The sequence below is a fragment of the Patiriisocius marinus genome, assembly GCF_008974325.1.
GTDB classification, from domain to species: Bacteria; Bacteroidota; Bacteroidia; order Flavobacteriales; family Flavobacteriaceae; genus Patiriisocius; species Patiriisocius marinus.
On sequence record NZ_BKCG01000009.1, the window covers coordinates 105,299 to 123,384 of the forward strand.

An 18,086-nucleotide genomic window follows, 5' to 3' on the forward strand; every position below is an offset into this window, starting at 1 on the left:
TATGGAAGATACTAGTATTGCTGTAGGATTAGATATTGGGACAACTAAAATTGTCGCAATGATTGGTCGCAAGAATGAATATGGGAAAATGGAGATTTTAGGCATAGGAAAGTCTAAAAGTATGGGGGTGCACCGTGGCGTTGTAAATAATATCACGCAAACCATTCAATCCATTCAACAAGCTGTTACCGATGCAGAAACATCTTCGGGTATAAAAATAGAAGATGTAGTTGTAGGTATTGCAGGGCAACACATACGCAGCTTACAACATAGCGATTACATTACCCGTGCAGATAGCGACGAGGTTATTGACGTAGATGATATTGATAGATTGTGTAACCAAGTTCACAAGCTTGTAATGTTACCTGGAGAAGAAATTATTCACGTTCTACCACAAGATTTTAAAGTTGATGGTCAAGCTGAAATAAAAGAACCTATAGGAATGTATGGTGGACGTCTTGAGGCAAATTTTCACGTAGTTGTGGGACAAGTAGCGTCAATTAAAAATATAGGACGTTGTGTAAAAAGTTCAGGATTAGAGTTAAGTGGAATTACACTTGAGCCTCTAGCATCAGCTAATGCTGTATTAAGCCAAGAGGAGAAAGAAGCTGGTGTTGCGTTAATTGATATAGGCGGTGGAACAACTGACTTAGCAATTTTTAAAGATGGAATTATTAGACATACAGCTGTAATTCCTTTTGGAGGAAATGTAATTACTGAAGATATAAAAGCTGGTTGTAGTATTATAGAGAAACAAGCCGAACTTTTAAAAGTGAAATTTGGATCTGCATGGCCTGGAGAAAATAAGGATAATGAAATAGTTTCAATTCCTGGTTTACGAGGTCGCGAACCAAAAGAAATTACGCTTAAAAATCTATCTAAAATTATACACGCTCGCGTTGTGGAAATTATAGATCAAGTGTATTTAGAGATTAAAAATTATGGTCATGAAGATCAGAAAAAACAGCTTATAGCTGGAATTGTTTTGACAGGTGGTGGTGCACAACTATCGCATTTAAAACAATTAGTAGAATATATAACTGGAATGGATACCCGTATAGGTTATCCTAATGAGCATTTAGCTGGTGACAGCGATGCCGAAACAACAAGTCCGTTATATGCTACTGCAGTTGGATTAGTGATGAACAGTCTTGAAAATAAAGCAAGAATGCAATCTATTAAATCACAAGTTGAAGCAGCTCCAAAGGTTGTAGAAACTACTGAAACTGTAATTACGGAAGAAATTGAAGAAACAGAAGTTGAACCTCCTACAGTAAGTCAACCTCGAAAGGGGTTCTTTGAAAAATGGGGTGAGAAATTTAAAGAATTTCTTGACAACGCTGAGTAAGAAAGTACAATTGAAACAATAATATAGTTCGCTAAAGCGAAATAAGAAATAAAAAAGACTTGATTGACTTAGGTTAATCAATTAGGATATTAAACCTCGCAAAATAACGTATATGAGTAATAGCACAGAATTTGACAACATTTCATTTGATTTGCCTAAAAACCAATCGAACGTCATCAAAGTAATTGGTGTTGGTGGTGGTGGGAGCAATGCTATCAACCACATGTTTAATCAAGGTATTAAAGGAGTAGATTTTGTAATCTGCAATACCGACGCACAAGCATTAGAAAACAGTTCAGTTCCTATAAAGATTCAATTAGGAATGGACCTTACAGAAGGACTTGGAGCCGGTGCAAATCCTAAAATAGGGGAACAATCTGCCGTAGAAAGTATGTCAGACATTAAAAGTATGTTAACCTCTAATACTAAAATGATTTTTATTACTGCAGGAATGGGTGGTGGTACCGGTACAGGTGCGGCTCCTATTATTGCACGTATGGCAAAAGATATGGATATCTTAACTGTGGGTATTGTAACAATCCCATTTCAGTTTGAAGGTAAAATTAGAAATGAACAGGCTCTTTTAGGAGTTGAGAATTTACGTCAAAACGTCGATAGTCTTGTTGTAATTAACAATAATAAATTACGTGAAGTATATGGAAATTTAGGTTTTAAAGCTGGATTTTCAAAAGCGGATGAAGTTTTAGCTACTGCAGCGCGAGGAATTGCAGAGGTAATTACACATCATTATACACAAAACATCGATTTACGTGACGCTAAAACAGTACTCTCTAATAGTGGTACTGCTATTATGGGTAGTGCAACAGCTTCAGGTGCAAATCGAGCAAATGAAGCTATTACTAGAGCTTTAGATTCTCCATTATTAAATGATAATAAAATTGCTGGTGCTAAAAACGTACTATTATTAATAGTGTCTGGTACTGAGGAAATTACTATTGATGAAATAGGGGAAATTAGTGATCACATTCAGAATGAAGCAGGACACAGTGCTAACATTATTATGGGTGTAGGTGATGATGATACTTTAGAAGGATCTATATCTATTACTGTTATTGCGACGGGTTTTGATGCAGAACAACAAAATGAAATAACAAATACAGAGACAAAAAAAATTATTCACACACTTGGTGATGAGCATAAAGCAGAGTTAGATTTAACACCAAAAGTTACGGCAACACCTGTTGAGCTTCCTAAGGAAACTCCTCCAACAATTGTGGACGAAAAACCAGCTCCTCCTCCAATTATTCGTCATACATTATTTGAAGAGGAAGAGGAGAAAATCACTTTTAAATCTGAAATACCAACACCTACATTAACGGAAGAGGTTAAAGAACAAACTGTGATTACTGAAACGCCTTATAAGGAACCAATTGTATCTCGTGAAATACCTTTTGAGGATTATATTGAAACTTCAGAATTAATTAAAAATATTAATGTTGAAGCCAATGTAATTGATATTCATCATTTAGCTGAATTCGAGCAATTAGTAATTAACGAAATTGATGTTAACGATTTTGTTATTGTTGAACCCAAAGCACCAGTTCAAAACACAGAGATTACTTTTAATGAAAAAGAAGAGGCAACAGCCTTTACAATTTCAGAAATGCCCAAAGAGGTAGAGAAAGAAGTCGAAGCAGTACAAGATCAAATGTTGATGTTTGATATGCCAATGCAAGCTGCTGAGGAAATGACAGAAGTAAAACGTTTTAGTCTTGAAGCAGAAGAAGAGGTAGACGAAGTGATCACTTCAAGTGTGGAGGAAATTGAAGTTCGAGATCACGTGGAAGTTGTACCAGTTAGTGAAGTATCTAGAGAAGGCGTTAAACGTTACAGTCTTGATGATTATACGGAAAAAGAGGACGAGTTAATAAACGCTAAACCAACTGTAAAAGAAGAAAAAGTGGCTGAAGAAGAGATCGCTTTTGAAACTAGAACAGTTCCTGCTAAAGAAACTGAGCAAACAGAAAATGCTCCTTTTGATCCAATGAATAGTCCTATTTCTAAAATGTTGCGTGACCGTACGGAAGACCGTAAAAGAAAGATGAAGGATTTTAATTATAAGTTTAGAAATAGTGCTTCTAAAATTGATGATATTGAAAAAGAACCGGCTTATAAGCGTATGGGGATTGACGTTGAAACTTCAAATGATGAAGCGGTTAATTTGTCTAGAACATCAGTTAACACAGATGATGACGATATCGATTTAAGAAGTAATAATAGTTTTTTACATGATAATGTAGATTAAATTATCAAAAGTAATTAGCCGTCTTGTACGGGATTAATTCATTAAAGGCTCTTCGTTCGAAGCGCCTTTTTTGTTTCGTGTAATTTTAAAATTAGGTATCTTCGCAATTCATTAAAAAGACAGAATTTATGGGTTTATCAGCACAGATTATGGACGCTATGAAAGTAGCAATGAAGGCGAAAGATTCGCAGTCTTTACAAGCACTTAGAAGTGTAAAGAGTGCAATTTTATTGGCACAAACAGAAAGTGGAGCAAAAGAAGACCTAACTGAAGAAGCAGAGCTTAAGTTGTTGCAAAAGTTAGTTAAACAACGCAAGGATAGTGCAGCTATCTACAAGGAGCAAAATAGAGAAGATTTAGCTGAACCAGAATTAGTAGAAGCAGCAGTGATTGAACAATTTTTACCAGAGCAATTAGGTGAAGAAGAAGTTACTAAGCTAGTTGAGGATGCTATAGCGCTAACAGGAGCTTCTTCTATGGCAGATATGGGTAAAGTAATGGGTATTGTAAATAGCAAAGCTGCGGGTAGAGCAGACGGTAAAACAATTAGCACTATTGTAAAGCAGAAGCTAGCAAACTAAATATGTTCTCTTTTTAAAGAGATTAATTAGGCCTCGTGGCGCAACTGAATAGCGCATCAGATTTCGGCTCTGAGGGTTGGGGGTTTGAATCCCTTCGAGGTCACAATTTCACTTAAAGCTATTTTAACTAAATGTTTAAATAGCTTTTTTTTATCTAAAAAGTTTGATTAATAGTCTGATTATTAAATGTATAAAAAATGATTTAATGTTGGGGGTATAAAACTATTTTTTAAAAAATTGACAAATAATGTTATGTTAAAAGGGAATATAAAGTTGAAATAATATTTAACTTTGTTTTAAATGAAACAATTCATCCACAAATTAATAGCTGTTTTTATGGCAACTGTAGTTCTTATGACTACAATGTCATTCACTATTGATATGCATTATTGTGGAGATACGCTTGTAGATTTTTCTTTTGTGCAACAAGTAAAAACTTGCGGAATGGAAAAAGAGCAATTGACTACTTCTTGTAAAAAACCAATGGTATCGCAAAAATCTTGCTGCTCTGATGAACAAATGGTAAAGCAAGGGCAAGATGATTTAAAGGTTTCTTTTGACTCACTCAGTTTTGAACAACAAGTTTTTGTTGCATCATTTACATATTCTTATTTAAATTTATTTGAAGGAACTGCAACTACAGATGTTCCTTTTGTTGCTTACTCGCCGCCCTTTGTTAAACAGGACGTGCAAGTGATGCACCAGACTTTTCTTATTTGATCTATTGAATTTTTGAAACGAAGCCCAGCAGTTAACCTGTAGTGGGCTAAATCTCGTGTACGGTATTTTATACTTCGCACAATTTCAACTATCTAATAATCAAATCGTATGCTTAATAAGGCGATTAAATTTCTTATTGAAAACAAACTTGTAGCGGTACTTCTTTTAACTCTTTTTGTAGGTTGGGGTATTGTAAATGCACCCTTTAGTTGGGATACTGGGTTTCTACCTACGAATCCAGTAGCGGTAGACGCTATTCCAGATATAGGCGAGAATCAACAAATTGTCTTTACAAAATGGCAAGGTCGTTCTCCGCAGGATATCGAAGACCAAATTACCTACCCACTTACGACTTCACTTCTGGGTATTCCTGGAGTTAAAACCATTCGTAGTTCTTCTATGTTTGGTTTCTCCAGTATCTACATCATTTTTGAAGAAGACGTAGATTTTTATTGGTCGCGCAGCCGTATTCTTGAAAAACTAAATTCACTTCCAGCAAACTTGTTACCTGATGGTGTAAATCCTTCTTTGGGACCAGATGCTACAGGACTAGGGCAGATTTTTTGGTACACGCTCGAAGGTCGTGACCAAGACGGTAATGTAACTGGTGGTTGGGATTTACAAGAGCTACGTAGCATTCAGGATTATTATGTGAAATATGGATTGTCTTCTGCAGGCGGTGTTTCAGAAGTAGCATCAATCGGTGGATATGTTCAAGAATATCAAGTGGATATTGACCCAGAAAAAATGCGTCAATATCATATAAGTCTCTCTCAGATAGCAAAAGCTGTCAAAGAAAGCAATCAAGACATCGGTGCTCAAACCTTAGAAATTAATCAAGCTGAATATCTTGTGCGTGGTTTGGGGTATGTGAAATCGATAGCAGATATAGAAAATGCAGTTGTAGATTCAGAAAATTTCACTTCGATTCGTATAAAGGATGTTGCAAATGTTCATTTAGGGCCAGCGACAAGGCGTGGTATTTTAGATAAAGAAGGTGCCGAAGTTGTAGGTGGTGTTGTGGTAGCACGATACGGAGCAAATCCAATGAAAGTAATTACTAATGTCAAAGAGCAAATAGCAGAATTAAGTTCTGGTTTACCTACAAAAACACTCTCAGATGGTACCATCTCTCAACTGACCATTGTTCCTTTTTACGACCGTACAGAGCTTATCCAAGAAACTTTACACACTCTAAATGAGGCCTTAACCTTAGAAATATTGATTACCATTTTGGTAATTATCATTATGGTTTTCAATCTACGCGCATCTATCCTTATTTCTGGATTACTGCCTGTTGCGGTTTTGATGGTATTTATTGCGATGAAACTGTTTGATGTAGATGCAAACATTGTTGCATTATCAGGTATTGCCATCGCCATTGGAACAATGGTAGATGTAGGCGTCATACTTGCCGAAAATATGATACGGCATCTGGACGACGAGAAATTACGATTGCAAGAAGATGGCACGCCTTACACAATGAACGAGGTTATTTATAACGCTACTGCAGAAGTTTCAGGTGCGATTTTAACAGCCGTTCTTACTACGATTATCAGTTTTGTTCCCGTATTTACAATGATAGGTGCAGAAGGTAAATTATTCCGTCCATTGGCGTTTACAAAAACAATGGCGCTGTCTGCATCATTAGTTATAGCACTCTTTGTAATTCCGCCATTTGCAGCCTTCTTATTTAAGAAGTCAAGCATCCGTGAGCGTTCTAGATACGCTCTTAACGGCATACTTATTTTATTGGGAATCGCAGCAATAGTCTATGGATACTGGCTCGGTCTTATTCTCATTGGTTTTGCTATTACTGCATTGTTGACTATGCGGGGTACGCTTTCGCGAAAGCGTGCAAACCTCATTAACATCATCATATCTGCAACAGCGATAATCATACTTCTTGCAGAGTACTGGCGACCATTGGGTTTTGACCGAAGTATTATTCTGAATTTGATATTTGTATCAATTATCTGTTTTGGAACACTTGGGATTTTCTCTGTTTTCAGAATGTATTATGATAGAATATTACGCTGGGCATTAGTAAATAAGCTACTGTTTTTGATTATTCCAGCAACCGTATTGACGTTTGGGCTCTTAATTATGCGTAACACTGGTAAAGAATTTATGCCGGCACTTAATGAAGGGTCATTTCTATTAATGCCTACTTCTTTGCCACACGCAGGAGTTGAAGAAAATAAACGTGTATTGCAACAACTCGATATGGCAGTGGCAAGTATTCCAGAAATTGAAACCGTAGTAGGTAAATCAGGAAGAACCGAATCTGCCCTCGATCCAGCACCGCTCTCGATGTATGAGAATGTGATTCAGTACAAATCTGAGTTTATGCGTAATGCTCAAGGCGATAGACAACGCTATAAGGTAAATAATGATGGGCTTTTTGTACTTAAAAATAATAGGTTCATCATAAACCCTAATAATGAAGGTGAGAATGACGCAAATTATGATAAAGCAAGTCTACAGTCTTCCGCTAATCGAGATGATTTAATTGAAGATAATGATGGCGAGTATTACCGAAACTGGCGACCAAACATCAATAGCCCAGATGATATCTGGAATGATATAGTTGAGGTCACTAAATTCCCAGGAGTTACATCTGCGCCAAAATTGCAACCTATTGAGACAAGACTCGTGATGCTTCAGACAGGAATGCGAGCGCCTATGGGAATTAAGGTTAAAGGGACTGATTTAAAAACGATTGAAGATTTCGGCTTACAATTAGAAGGTATTTTAAAACAAGCCGAAGGTGTAAAAGAACAAGCAGTCTTTGCAGATCGCATTGTTGGAAAACCTTATTTACTTATTGATATCAAACGAGAACAACTCGCTAGATATGGCATTTCTGTAATGGATGTGCAGGAGGTTCTTAAAGTAGCTGTTGGTGGGATGCCACTTACTCAAACAGTAGAAGGTCGAGAACGTTATGCGGTGAGAGTGCGCTACCCAAGAGAACTGCGAGCTAATCCTGATGACCTTAAAAAGATTTACGTGCCCGTTGAGAAAGGTAGCCCAGTTCCTTTAGGCGAATTGGTAGAGATACGCTACGAGCAAGGACCGCAAGTTATAAAAAGTGAAGACACGTTCTTAATTGGTTATGTGCTCTTTGATAAGCTCGAAGGCTTTGCTGAAGTGGATGTGGTAGAAAATGCACAAGCATTAATTCAAAAGAACATTGATAATGGAAAATTGATTGTTCCCTCAGGAATAAGCTATCGTTTTACAGGAACGTATGAAAATCAATTACGAGCAGAAAAAACGCTTTCTGTAGTCGTGCCGCTGGCACTGGTCATCATCTTTTTAATTCTGTATTTTCAGTTTAAATCGTTTGCTACATCGCTTATGGTTTTTACGGGAATCACAGTTGCCTTTGCAGGTGGCTTTATTATGATATGGCTATACGGTCAAGACTGGTTTTTCAACTTTAGTCTCTTTGGTGAGAATATGAGAGATCTTTTTAATATGAAGACCATCAATTTAAGTGTGGCGGTTTGGGTAGGTTTTATAGCGCTGTTTGGTATCGCAACAGATGATGGAGTCGTAATGGCGACGTATCTCACACAAACATTTGACCGAGAAAACCCAACAGATATAAAAGGAATAAGACACGCAACTCTTGAGGCTGCTGGTAAACGAATTCGCCCTTGTCTGATGACAACAGTAACCACAATTCTTGCCTTACTTCCAGTATTGACATCTACAGGGAAAGGAAGTGATATAATGATTCCTATGGCGATCCCCATTTTTGGTGGAATGGTCATCGACATCACGTCTTATTTTATACTTCCTGTACTATATAGCTGGAAAAAAGAATACCAACTTAAAAAAGCGAATAAATGAAAAAAACACTCATATTTCTTTCTCTTTTGTTTGTTTCCGCAGAAGTTTATGCTGATCGGAGCCGAAGTGTGAAAGCTCGCTTGAACGCCTTCCTAATCTTAATGATTGGACTATTTTCAATTGGCGGACAAGCACAACAACTACAAGCGTATATAGACGAAGCACAATCTAATAATCCAGAAATTCAAGCTTTTGAATTGCGCTACAATAGAGCCGAAGAAAAGGTTAATGAGGCCGACTGGATTCCTAATACAGAGATAAGCGCAGGCTATTTTGTGAGCACACCAGAAACCAGAACAGGAGCGCAACAAGCGCGTATAGGTGTAAAACAAATGCTGCCTTGGTTTGGAACCATCACAGCACGTGAAAATTATGCCACTTCAATGGCAGATGCTGAGTATGTTGAAATCTCGATTGCAAAACGAACGTTAGCGCTTTCAGTTTCTCAATCGTATTATAGACTATACGCCATTCGGGCAAAGCAAGAAGTGCTTGAAGAGAATATTCAGCTTTTAAATACTTACGAGCGATTAGCGTTGACATCTGTTGAAGTAGGAAAAGCCAGTGCGGTAGATGTACTGCGTTTACAAATACGCCAGAACGAAATGCAACAGAAAATAGAGGTGCTGGAAGAAGAATATAGCGCAGAGCAAACTGTACTTAATAATTTATTAAATAAAGAAAAAAATGCACTGATTACTATTCCTACAGAGATGAATATTCCAGAAATAGACTCAATAAATACTTTAGACGGTTTAGCATTAAATCCCGAATTACTCAAGTACGATAAGCTTTATGAATCTGTAGCGAAATCAGAATTACTCAATCAGCGCGAAGGATTGCCAATGATAGGTTTTGGTGTGGATTACTTACCTGTAAGTGAGCGTACAGATGCATTTCCTAGCGATAATGGTAAAGATATTTTAATGCCGATGGTTTCGGTGTCTATTCCCATTTTCAACAATCGTTATAAATCTATTTCTAAGCAAAATGAACTGCGACAGCAAGAAATCAACTTGCAAAAGGACGAGCGATTAAATGCGTTAGAATCCGTTTTCGCGAAAGCGGTATCACAACGCAATCAGTCCAGAATAGCATATAACACACAAGCTAAAAATTTAAAGCAAGCTATATATGCTGAGCAAATTCTCATTAAGAACTATGAAACGGGAACTATCGATTTTAATGATGTGCTTGATATACAAGAATTACAATTAAAGTTTCAAATCAATCAAATTGAAGCTATTAATAACTACTACCTGCAGAGTGCGATAGTGAATTATCTAATAAATTAATAAAAACAGAACAATGAATTTCAAATCAATTTTAGTAATAATGGTATTAATTACCGCAGTAACAATGGTTTCTTGTAAAGAAAACACAACCGAAACTAAAACACAAACCACAGAAAAACAAGGAAAAGATGATACTTCTGTTTACGTATGTCCTATGCATTGCAAAGATAGTGGTAGTGATAAAGAAGGAAAATGTGACACCTGTGGAATGGCTCTTGTGAAAAATGAAGATCACACTGGCAATGAGTTTTAGCTCAGTTTCGGTAATTGCAAATGCCTTAAGATTAAGAACAAAATCAATTAATTAAATATAACTTAAAAACCAAAATTATGAATTCAAACCAACACAACAACAAAGAGGGGATGAGTCAGTACACTACGTTTTTTTTGATGCTAGGAGCATCATTTATAGCAATGTACATTACAATGTATTTAAATACTTATGAATTTGATCACGTTCGATTTAGTCTTACTCGATTTTATATGGTTTGTTTAGGTATTTCAACTATGGCTGTAATAATGCTCCTATTTATGCTTAATATGTATAAAAATAAGAAGAAGAATATCGCTATTTTGATAGGTAGTTCAGTATTGTTTCTAGGAGCTTTAGGATTAGTACGTGAGCAAAAGTCTACAGTAGGTGATATACTCTGGATGAAAGCAATGATACCACACCATTCAATAGCTATATTAACAAGTGAACGTGCAGATATACAAGACCCAGAGGTTAAAAAGCTGGCAGATGACATTATCAAAGCTCAAAAGAAAGAGATTGAAGAAATGAAGCAAATGATAAAACGGTTAGAGAATAATAATTAAAATAATTATGGCGCTCGAGCGGGCTTTACGCTAAATCTTTTTTGTGCAGAAAAAGCACAAAAAAGGATACCGCTTCAATCCCTAGCGCAAAAGAAACAAACCTGTTAGGTTTCATCACGTAAAATAAAATATTATGAAAAAGAACATTTTATATATAGCAATAGCGTTAATCTTGGGATTAGTTGGGGGTTATTTTTTCTTCGGAAATGATTCTGATACCGCTAATCAAAAGTCACCTACCCACAATCATTCTAGTGAGAACACCAAACAAATGTGGACGTGCTCGATGCACCCTCAAATTATGCAACCAGAACCAAGCGATTGTCCTATATGTGGAATGGACTTAATTCCTGCCGAAACTGGTGCGGAAGGTTTAGCTGCTAATGAGATTAAAATGACCGAGAATGCTATGGCTTTAGCTAACATTCAAACTACGATTGTTGGTAATGGCGCAGCTTCTGAGGATGACGGAATAATTTCACTTTCAGGAAAAATAGCTACTAATGAAGAAAATAATTCCGTACAGGCAAGCTATTTTGATGGTCGTATAGAAAGGCTGAATGTTAATTATGAAGGGCAAAAAGTAAATAGAGGACAATTGTTAGCTACTATTTATGCGCCTAATCTAGTAGCAGCACAGCAAGAACTTTTAACTACGGCGTCATTAAAAGAATCGCAGCCAGCCCTTTATAAAGCTGTTCGTAACAAGTTGAAACTCTGGAAACTTTCTGAAAAGCAAATTGAGGCTATTGAGACCTCTGGACAAGTGCGTGAGAACTTCCCAATATACGCCACAGTTTCTGGAACGGTAACTATGGTTATGGCCGCAGAAGGTGACTATGTCAAACAAGGACAGCCTATTTTAAAAGTAAGTAATTTGAATTCTGTTTGGGCAGAGTTTAATGTCTATGAAAATCAAATATCACAATTTAAAAAAGGTCAAAAGATTAAGGTTTCTACAAATGCTTATGTCAATAAAGAGTTTGACGCAACTATTTCATTTATAGACCCAGTTTTAAATAACGCAACGAGAACGGTAACTTTAAGAGCAACTTTGAGCAACAAAGAAGATTTATTTAAACCAGGAATGTTTGTTACTGGAAAAATTGAAGGTATTACTCAAGCAACATCTTCTGGTACTGTAACCATTCCAGCGAGTGCTGTTTTATGGACAGGTGAACGTTCTCTTGTGTATATCAAAACTAACCCCAATGAGCCTGTTTTTGAAATGCGCGAAGTTACTTTAGAAAATAGACTTGGAGAAAATTATCAAGTTTCTTCTGGGTTAAATAACGGAGACGAAATTGTAACCAACGGGACGTTCACAGTTGATGCTGCTGCACAATTGCAAGGTAAAAAGTCTATGATGAATAAAACAGGAGGCAAAACAATGACGGGCCACGAAGGGCATGTAGGAATGCAAGATGGTGCAGATAATAAAGTAAATGAAACTTCTTCGATGGAGATCAAATTACCAAAAGAGTTTCAAGAAAAATTTCAATCAGTATTAAATGCATATCTTAAGATGAAAGATGCCTTCGTAGCTAACGATACCAAACAGATTTCTATTTTGGCAAAAACTACATCAATAACATTGAAATCTACAGATAGAACAAGTTTAGGAAAAATGGAGCAATCGCATATTAATAAAAGTATCGAAATGCTAGATGATATTGCTTCAAATGATAATTTGAAAATGCAACGTGAATATTTAGTAGTACTTAATAAAAATATGGTTCCTATTGCGATGAGTCTGGAAGATATTGCCCCTATGCTTTATGTTCAAAAATGTCCAATGGCTAACAAGAATAAAGGTGCTGTTTGGTTAAGTGCTGATAGAGATATTCGTAATCCTTACTACGGTGACAAAATGTTAACTTGTGGTAGTGTAATTGAAGAAATCAAATAATCACCGCAAGTAATTAACTAACTTCAATAGATATTTTAAGATTTCCATATTATAGTATTGTTCTGTAATCTAGTAACTTTGTTTGTAATTGCAAATGATAAAATAGATTATGGGTATTACAGAAGAGGCTTTAAAAGAACGAATAAAAGAGCTTACTTGTCTTTATGATATTTCTTCTATCATTGTAAATGCAGATATTGAACAGATGCCTCAAACGTTGAGTGCAATCGCTTTTAGTCTTAAAAAAGGATTTCAATATCCCAATCAAACCGAAATATCAATTAAAACCTCTATTTGTTCTATTGAAACAGAATCTATTTACGATGGTTTAAATTTAATATCAGAAATTAAAGTATTCAATAAATTAGGGGGTTCAGTTATAGCCTCTTTAAAGGATGACAAAAGTTCTTTTCTAAAGGAAGAAAAACAACTTTTAGATAGTGTTGCTTTAAAAATTGGGAACCTATTAGAACGAATAGAAATTCAGCAAAATGAAACTTCTTTAAAAAGGCAAATGGAGCGAGCTGACAGGTTAGGTATTTTAGGTGAAATTACAGCGGGTATAGCACACGAATTAAATACACCACTAGCTAATATTCTTGGTTTTGCCGAACTTCTAAAAGATGATTTTTCCAAAAATAAACAAGCAACTGAGGATTTAGATAAAATTGTTCAGAATGCTATTTTTTCTCGCGAAGTAGTTAAAAAGCTTATGTTTTTTGCTTGTGAAATGCCACAAGAGATGCAGGAGGTTAATATTGTTCCAAGTATTAAAAATGCACTTACATTATTAGATGCTTCATTTAAAAAAGCTAAGGTTAAGTATCTTGTTAAAATAGAAGACGACACACTTTTACTTAAAGCAGACACTATTCAGCTCACGCAAATAATTTTTAACCTAATTATTAATGCTATTTATTTTTCTTCTGAAAATGGATTAGTTACCATTGAGGCAGGACAAACTAATAAGTATATACTTTTAAAAATTACAGATGAGGGTCCAGGTTTATCTGAAGAGGTTTTGGAAAAAATTTTTCAACCATTCTTCACTACTAAACCTACCGGCGATGGTTCTGGTCTTGGTTTGAGTGTTGTTCATGGTATTGTAGCAAGTCATAAAGGGGCAATTACAGCAGAGAATAATAAAAATAAAGGTGCAACATTTACCGTAAAGCTTCCTAAATCCTTTTAAATTGAGATAACCTATGAAACTCAAAAAAGAAAACATATTAATAGTTGATGACGACATCAATATTCTAGAGTTGTTGCAGCGCCATTTAAAATCGTGGAGTTTTCATACTTATAAGGCTGTTTCTGTAAAAGAGGCAGTACAAATACTACGAGATACTAATATCGATTTATTAATTACTGATTTGAAAATGCCGGAAATTGATGGCTCTGAGCTTATAAAATTTGTGTCAGAACATTATCCTAAACTTCCTAAACTTGTTGTTACTGGATATCCTTCAGTTCAAGATTCATTAGCTGCTATTAAGTCTGGTGTAGTTGATTATTTAACCAAACCATTTACAAAACAAGAGTTAGAAAATGCTATTGAAAAAACTTTAGGAAATAAAAATGAAATCACTAATGTTTCGGAAAGTTCAGTAGCTGCTAATGGAACAAATTATGGTGAAATTATTGGTGGTTCAGAAAAAATAAATAATGTCATTCAAATTATAGAGCGAGTTAAAAATAACAAGGCAACAATCTTCATTAAAGGGGAAAGTGGTACTGGGAAAGAACTAGTGGCTCGTGCAATACATTATCAAGGGAAGTTCTCTAGAGCGCCTTTTATTGCTGTTAACTGTGGTGGTATTCCAGAAAATTTATTGGAATCTGAATTGTTTGGATACACAAAAGGAGCATTTACTGGAGCAGATAAAAATAGGGATGGTTTTTTTCAAGCTGCAAATGGTGGAACTATATTTCTTGACGAAATAGGCAATGCATCTACAGCAGTACAATCTCGTTTACTAAGAGTGTTGCAAGAAAAAGAAGTTCTAAAAGTTGGTTCGCAAAAACCAGAGAAACTTGATGTTCGTATTATTGCTGCGACTAATAGTGACCTTAAGGAAATGATTAATAAAGGTACCTTTAGGGAGGATTTGTATTATCGACTTACGGTTGTTGAAATTGAGGTTGCTCCCTTAAGAAATCGAAAAGATGATATACCTTTATTGGTCGAAAAATTTCTCTTTAAATACGGAGTTGAGTTTAAAGATCGATTTGTTAAAATAACTCCTGAAGCTTCGGCTGTTTTACAAAGGTATGATTGGCCAGGAAATATTAGAGAGTTAGAGAATGTGATACAGCGATCAGTAATAATGTGCGATAAAGTTGTGGATGTAAGTCACCTTCCTGATGCATTAAAATTCACTATAGATTTCCCGAAAGAAGAACTTCTTCCTCTAAAAGAAATTGAAAAAAAGTACATACAGAAAGTCCTTAATGCGACTAATAATAATAAAACCAAAGCTGCCGAAATTTTGGGTATCGATAGAAAAACGATTAGGTTAAAATTATCAGATTAATACTTCTTTAAAATTGGGGTGAAACTACCCAACTGGGTAAATATATCCCAGAAATCTACTTCAATAAAATTTCATATAATCACAAGAAACCCTTGCACCGTAAGGGTTTTCTTGTTTCTGTACATTTTTGGCATTGCTGCTGGCATATAGATTGCCTTTAGTATTGAAAAATAACTATGTACTATGAATTTAAATGCTTTGAACATTTGTACCACATGTATCCATAGAAACATGTGTGTGCTAACTACTCAGAAAAGCCAAGTTTGGTGTTGTAGTGAGTATGATGAAGAAACTAATCAATTAAATGTAAAACCAGAAAATGAAAAAAAGAGTAGCGAACCACCCTTAGTTATGGCATAACTACAAAATTTTAATTCAACACATATTTAATATTTATAAAATGAATACACAATCATTATTAAACAACAAGAGAGATCAAAAGTCTGAACTTAAAAAGAGAAGAAGAAAATATATAACAGATAAGTATAACGAAAGAAGTATTACTAACCGACTCTTCAAATAATCATAAAATTTTTTTCGCTTAAAAGCTAAATACATATGGCAACAATAACTGCAACAATAAACGGTAAGAAAAAATCTGCGCCAGTAAGAGGTATGATGGATAATGTAATGGAGCAATTTAATAGTGCTGCTGATCACATTGAACTTCACCCTAATATTAAAAAAATATTGAGCATAACTAATAATGAACTTATAGTTCATTTCCCAGTTAAAATGGACAACGGAGAAGTGGAAATATTTACTGGATACCGTGTACAACATAATAATGCATTAGGGCCATATAAAGGTGGCTTACGTTATCACCCAACTGTAGATATTGATGCAGCTAGAGCTCTAGCGATGTGGATGACGTGGAAAACATCCTTAGCTGGACTTCCATATGGAGGAGCTAAAGGTGGGATTAAAATAGATCCATCGCTTTATTCGCAAGGTGAATTAGAGCGAATTACTAGACGATTCACATTTGCCTTAGCAGATAATATAGGTCCTGAACATGACATTCCTGCTCCAGACGTAAATACGAATAGCCAAACAATGGCGTGGATGGCAGACACCTATATGAGTACACGCCCGCCGGCAGAACGAACTGCAAATCAACATGTGGTGACTGGAAAACCTGATGGTAGTGGTGGACTAGAAGGTCGCGATCGTGCTACCGGTTATGGCGTGTTTTTAACTATTAAATTTTGGGCTGAACGTAATAAACAGTCCTTAGTTGGAAAGAGGTTTATTGTTCAAGGTTTTGGAAATGTAGGCTATTGGGCTTCATATTTTTTAGAAAAAGAGGGAGCTAAATTAGTCGCGGTTCAAGATGCTTTTGGAAGTATAAGAAATGCTAGTGGAATTAAAGTTGAGGACTTATTTAATTATACAAAAGCTAATAATGGAAGTGTTAAAGGATTCCCAGAATCGTTTGACTTAGACCATGAAAAATTCTTTACAACTGAATGCGATATCTGTATACCTGCAGCATTAGGAAATCAAATTACAAAGGAAAATGCATCGAAAATTAAAGCTGAAGTTATTGCTGAGGGTGCAAATGGACCTACAAATGTTGAAGGAGAAAAGATATTGCTAGATCGGGGTATTACAATTATACCAGACATTTTATGTAATTCCGGAGGTGTTATAGGAAGTTATTTTGAATGGCTACAAAACCGAAATGGTGAGCTATGGCAATTAGATGAAGTGATGGTGAAACTTGAGAAAAAGATGAAAGAATCTTTCGATAAGGTATATGCTTATTCTGAAAGTGAAGCAATGGACTTTAGAACAGCTGCGTATTGTATTGCCATAAAGCGTATTGAAAAAGCATACATACAACGAGGAATTTTTCCTTGATTTAATCACATTTAAAAGAATAGGAAAATGAAGTACGGTAGTTTAATAGTAGAAAAGAGTGAGTATGTGTACTTAAAACGCATACTCAATATCTCAGGATATGCTGAGGATTTTGAAGCTCAGAAATCATTACAGCGATTAAGTGATGAATTGAAAAATGCGCAAGTAGTGGATGAGTCTGATATTCCAGGTGATGTAATTCGCTTCAATAGTTTTATTGAGGTGAGTTCTCAAAATGGATGGAAAAATACTATTCAATTAGTTAAGCCTACTGAAAAAGATGCTAAGCAAAATAAAATTTCAATACTAACCCCAATGGGAGCAGCGCTTTTTGGTTATTCGGAAGGAGATTCGATTGAATGGGATTTTCCGTCGGGTAAAAAGTTAATAAAGCTGGAAGCTGTAAAGCAGGTTGAAAAGAACAAACAATTAGAAACATCAATTTTAAAAACTAATTACTAATGAAAACTCTTCAGAACGAAATTTTTGATCACGATACAGATGTTGATGTAACCCATAAAATTAATTCAATTGAATTAGATAATTGGATTAATCATTTAAAATACATCAAGAAGGAGTTGAATAACTTAATAGGTCTTTGCGACGATGCTTTGAGCCCTAAGTTAGAAGATGCACACGTGCTTCAGAAATTTAAAAAAAAGGATGTTGAAACAGATACATTATTAAATGCTTTAAATAAGTATATGAATTCGAGGAGTGACATTGTTGAATGTGAAGACACTCAATGTGACATGGCTTACATTTCGGAACATGAAAGTTTCAGAAGAAGTTATTTGTATCACTTAGATAAGTATAGAAGGCTTAAAGATGAATTTTTTAGCAAAGTACAGGGTAAGTTTAGTTTAGTAAATATTACTTCTGAAGCATAA

Annotated in this window: 14 protein-coding genes and 1 tRNA gene; all 15 read left to right on the forward strand. The window is 35.4% G+C overall.

The window, feature by feature from the left end:
• Position 1 precedes the first annotated feature (1 nt).
• The 15 genes from ftsA to GBH57_RS14070 all read left to right on the forward strand — a co-directional run bounded on the left by ftsA (position 2) and on the right by GBH57_RS14070 (position 18,086).
• The gene (ftsA, locus tag GBH57_RS14000; RefSeq protein ID WP_151675125.1) at positions 2–1,348 is read left to right on the forward strand and encodes a cell division protein FtsA; all 1,347 of its coding nucleotides are present in this window, start codon (positions 2–4) and stop codon (positions 1,346–1,348) included.
• Between the two features lie 112 nt (positions 1,349–1,460).
• A complete protein-coding gene (gene ftsZ / locus GBH57_RS14005; RefSeq protein WP_151675126.1) occupies positions 1,461–3,614 on the forward strand; it encodes a cell division protein FtsZ in 2,154 nt (717 codons plus the stop codon).
• 128 nt (positions 3,615–3,742) lie between these two features.
• Positions 3,743–4,195, forward strand: coding sequence for a GatB/YqeY domain-containing protein (locus GBH57_RS14010; protein ID WP_151675127.1), 453 nt, complete (start codon positions 3,743–3,745; stop codon positions 4,193–4,195).
• 29 nt (positions 4,196–4,224) lie between these two features.
• Positions 4,225–4,298, forward strand: a tRNA-Arg gene (locus GBH57_RS14015).
• Positions 4,299–4,495: 197 nt separating this feature from the next.
• Complete coding sequence (locus GBH57_RS14020; RefSeq protein ID WP_151675128.1) at positions 4,496–4,915, forward strand: HYC_CC_PP family protein; 420 nt, start codon at positions 4,496–4,498, stop codon at positions 4,913–4,915.
• Between the two features lie 108 nt (positions 4,916–5,023).
• The gene (locus tag GBH57_RS14025) at positions 5,024–8,776 is read left to right on the forward strand and encodes an efflux RND transporter permease subunit (protein WP_151675129.1); all 3,753 of its coding nucleotides are present in this window, start codon (positions 5,024–5,026) and stop codon (positions 8,774–8,776) included.
• Between the two features lie 101 nt (positions 8,777–8,877).
• Positions 8,878–10,071 (forward strand): TolC family protein, encoded by a 1,194-nt coding sequence (locus tag GBH57_RS14030; RefSeq protein ID WP_235904722.1) that lies wholly within the window; start codon positions 8,878–8,880, stop codon positions 10,069–10,071.
• 154 nt (positions 10,072–10,225) lie between these two features.
• Positions 10,226–10,324 carry a heavy metal-binding domain-containing protein gene (locus GBH57_RS16385; RefSeq protein ID WP_373865840.1) on the forward strand — a complete coding sequence of 33 codons (99 nt, stop codon included), beginning with the start codon at positions 10,226–10,228 and terminating at the stop codon, positions 10,322–10,324.
• A 77-nt stretch (positions 10,325–10,401) separates the two neighbouring features.
• Positions 10,402–10,890 (forward strand): DUF305 domain-containing protein, encoded by a 489-nt coding sequence (locus tag GBH57_RS14040; RefSeq protein ID WP_151675132.1) that lies wholly within the window; start codon positions 10,402–10,404, stop codon positions 10,888–10,890.
• 133 nt (positions 10,891–11,023) lie between these two features.
• Positions 11,024–12,799 (forward strand): efflux RND transporter periplasmic adaptor subunit, encoded by a 1,776-nt coding sequence (locus tag GBH57_RS14045; protein ID WP_151675133.1) that lies wholly within the window; start codon positions 11,024–11,026, stop codon positions 12,797–12,799.
• Between the two features lie 109 nt (positions 12,800–12,908).
• Positions 12,909–13,991, forward strand: a complete 1,083-nt coding sequence (locus GBH57_RS14050) for a sensor histidine kinase (RefSeq protein ID WP_151675134.1) — start codon at positions 12,909–12,911, stop codon at positions 13,989–13,991.
• Positions 13,992–14,004: 13 nt separating this feature from the next.
• Positions 14,005–15,333: a sigma-54-dependent transcriptional regulator gene (locus GBH57_RS14055; protein ID WP_151675135.1), complete on the forward strand. Its 1,329-nt coding sequence runs from the start codon at positions 14,005–14,007 to the stop codon at positions 15,331–15,333.
• A 558-nt stretch (positions 15,334–15,891) separates the two neighbouring features.
• Entirely contained in the window at positions 15,892–17,196 is a 1,305-nt protein-coding gene (locus GBH57_RS14060; RefSeq protein ID WP_151675136.1) for a Glu/Leu/Phe/Val family dehydrogenase, read from the forward strand.
• 27 nt (positions 17,197–17,223) lie between these two features.
• Positions 17,224–17,658 carry a GreA/GreB family elongation factor gene (locus GBH57_RS14065; RefSeq protein WP_151675137.1) on the forward strand — a complete coding sequence of 145 codons (435 nt, stop codon included), beginning with the start codon at positions 17,224–17,226 and terminating at the stop codon, positions 17,656–17,658.
• Positions 17,658–18,086, forward strand: coding sequence for a hypothetical protein (locus tag GBH57_RS14070; protein WP_151675138.1), 429 nt, complete (start codon positions 17,658–17,660; stop codon positions 18,084–18,086). Before GBH57_RS14065 ends, GBH57_RS14070 begins: the two co-directional genes overlap by 1 nt.

Bases quoted from the DNA above. Each gene is read 5' to 3' on its own strand.
- ftsA (WP_151675125.1), top strand. From the start codon at position 2: ATGGAAGATACTAGTATTGCTGTAGGATTAGATATTGGGACAACTAAA.
- ftsZ (WP_151675126.1), top strand. From the start codon at position 1,461: ATGAGTAATAGCACAGAATTTGACAACATTTCATTTGATTTGCCTAAA.
- GBH57_RS14010 (WP_151675127.1), top strand. From the start codon at position 3,743: ATGGGTTTATCAGCACAGATTATGGACGCTATGAAAGTAGCAATGAAG.
- GBH57_RS14020 (WP_151675128.1), top strand. From the start codon at position 4,496: ATGAAACAATTCATCCACAAATTAATAGCTGTTTTTATGGCAACTGTA.
- GBH57_RS14025 (WP_151675129.1), top strand. From the start codon at position 5,024: ATGCTTAATAAGGCGATTAAATTTCTTATTGAAAACAAACTTGTAGCG.
- GBH57_RS14030 (WP_235904722.1), top strand. From the start codon at position 8,878: ATGATTGGACTATTTTCAATTGGCGGACAAGCACAACAACTACAAGCG.
- GBH57_RS16385 (WP_373865840.1), top strand. From the start codon at position 10,226: ATGCATTGCAAAGATAGTGGTAGTGATAAAGAAGGAAAATGTGACACC.
- GBH57_RS14040 (WP_151675132.1), top strand. From the start codon at position 10,402: ATGAATTCAAACCAACACAACAACAAAGAGGGGATGAGTCAGTACACT.
- GBH57_RS14045 (WP_151675133.1), top strand. From the start codon at position 11,024: ATGAAAAAGAACATTTTATATATAGCAATAGCGTTAATCTTGGGATTA.
- GBH57_RS14050 (WP_151675134.1), top strand. From the start codon at position 12,909: ATGGGTATTACAGAAGAGGCTTTAAAAGAACGAATAAAAGAGCTTACT.
- GBH57_RS14055 (WP_151675135.1), top strand. From the start codon at position 14,005: ATGAAACTCAAAAAAGAAAACATATTAATAGTTGATGACGACATCAAT.
- GBH57_RS14060 (WP_151675136.1), top strand. From the start codon at position 15,892: ATGGCAACAATAACTGCAACAATAAACGGTAAGAAAAAATCTGCGCCA.
- GBH57_RS14065 (WP_151675137.1), top strand. From the start codon at position 17,224: ATGAAGTACGGTAGTTTAATAGTAGAAAAGAGTGAGTATGTGTACTTA.
- GBH57_RS14070 (WP_151675138.1), top strand. From the start codon at position 17,658: ATGAAAACTCTTCAGAACGAAATTTTTGATCACGATACAGATGTTGAT.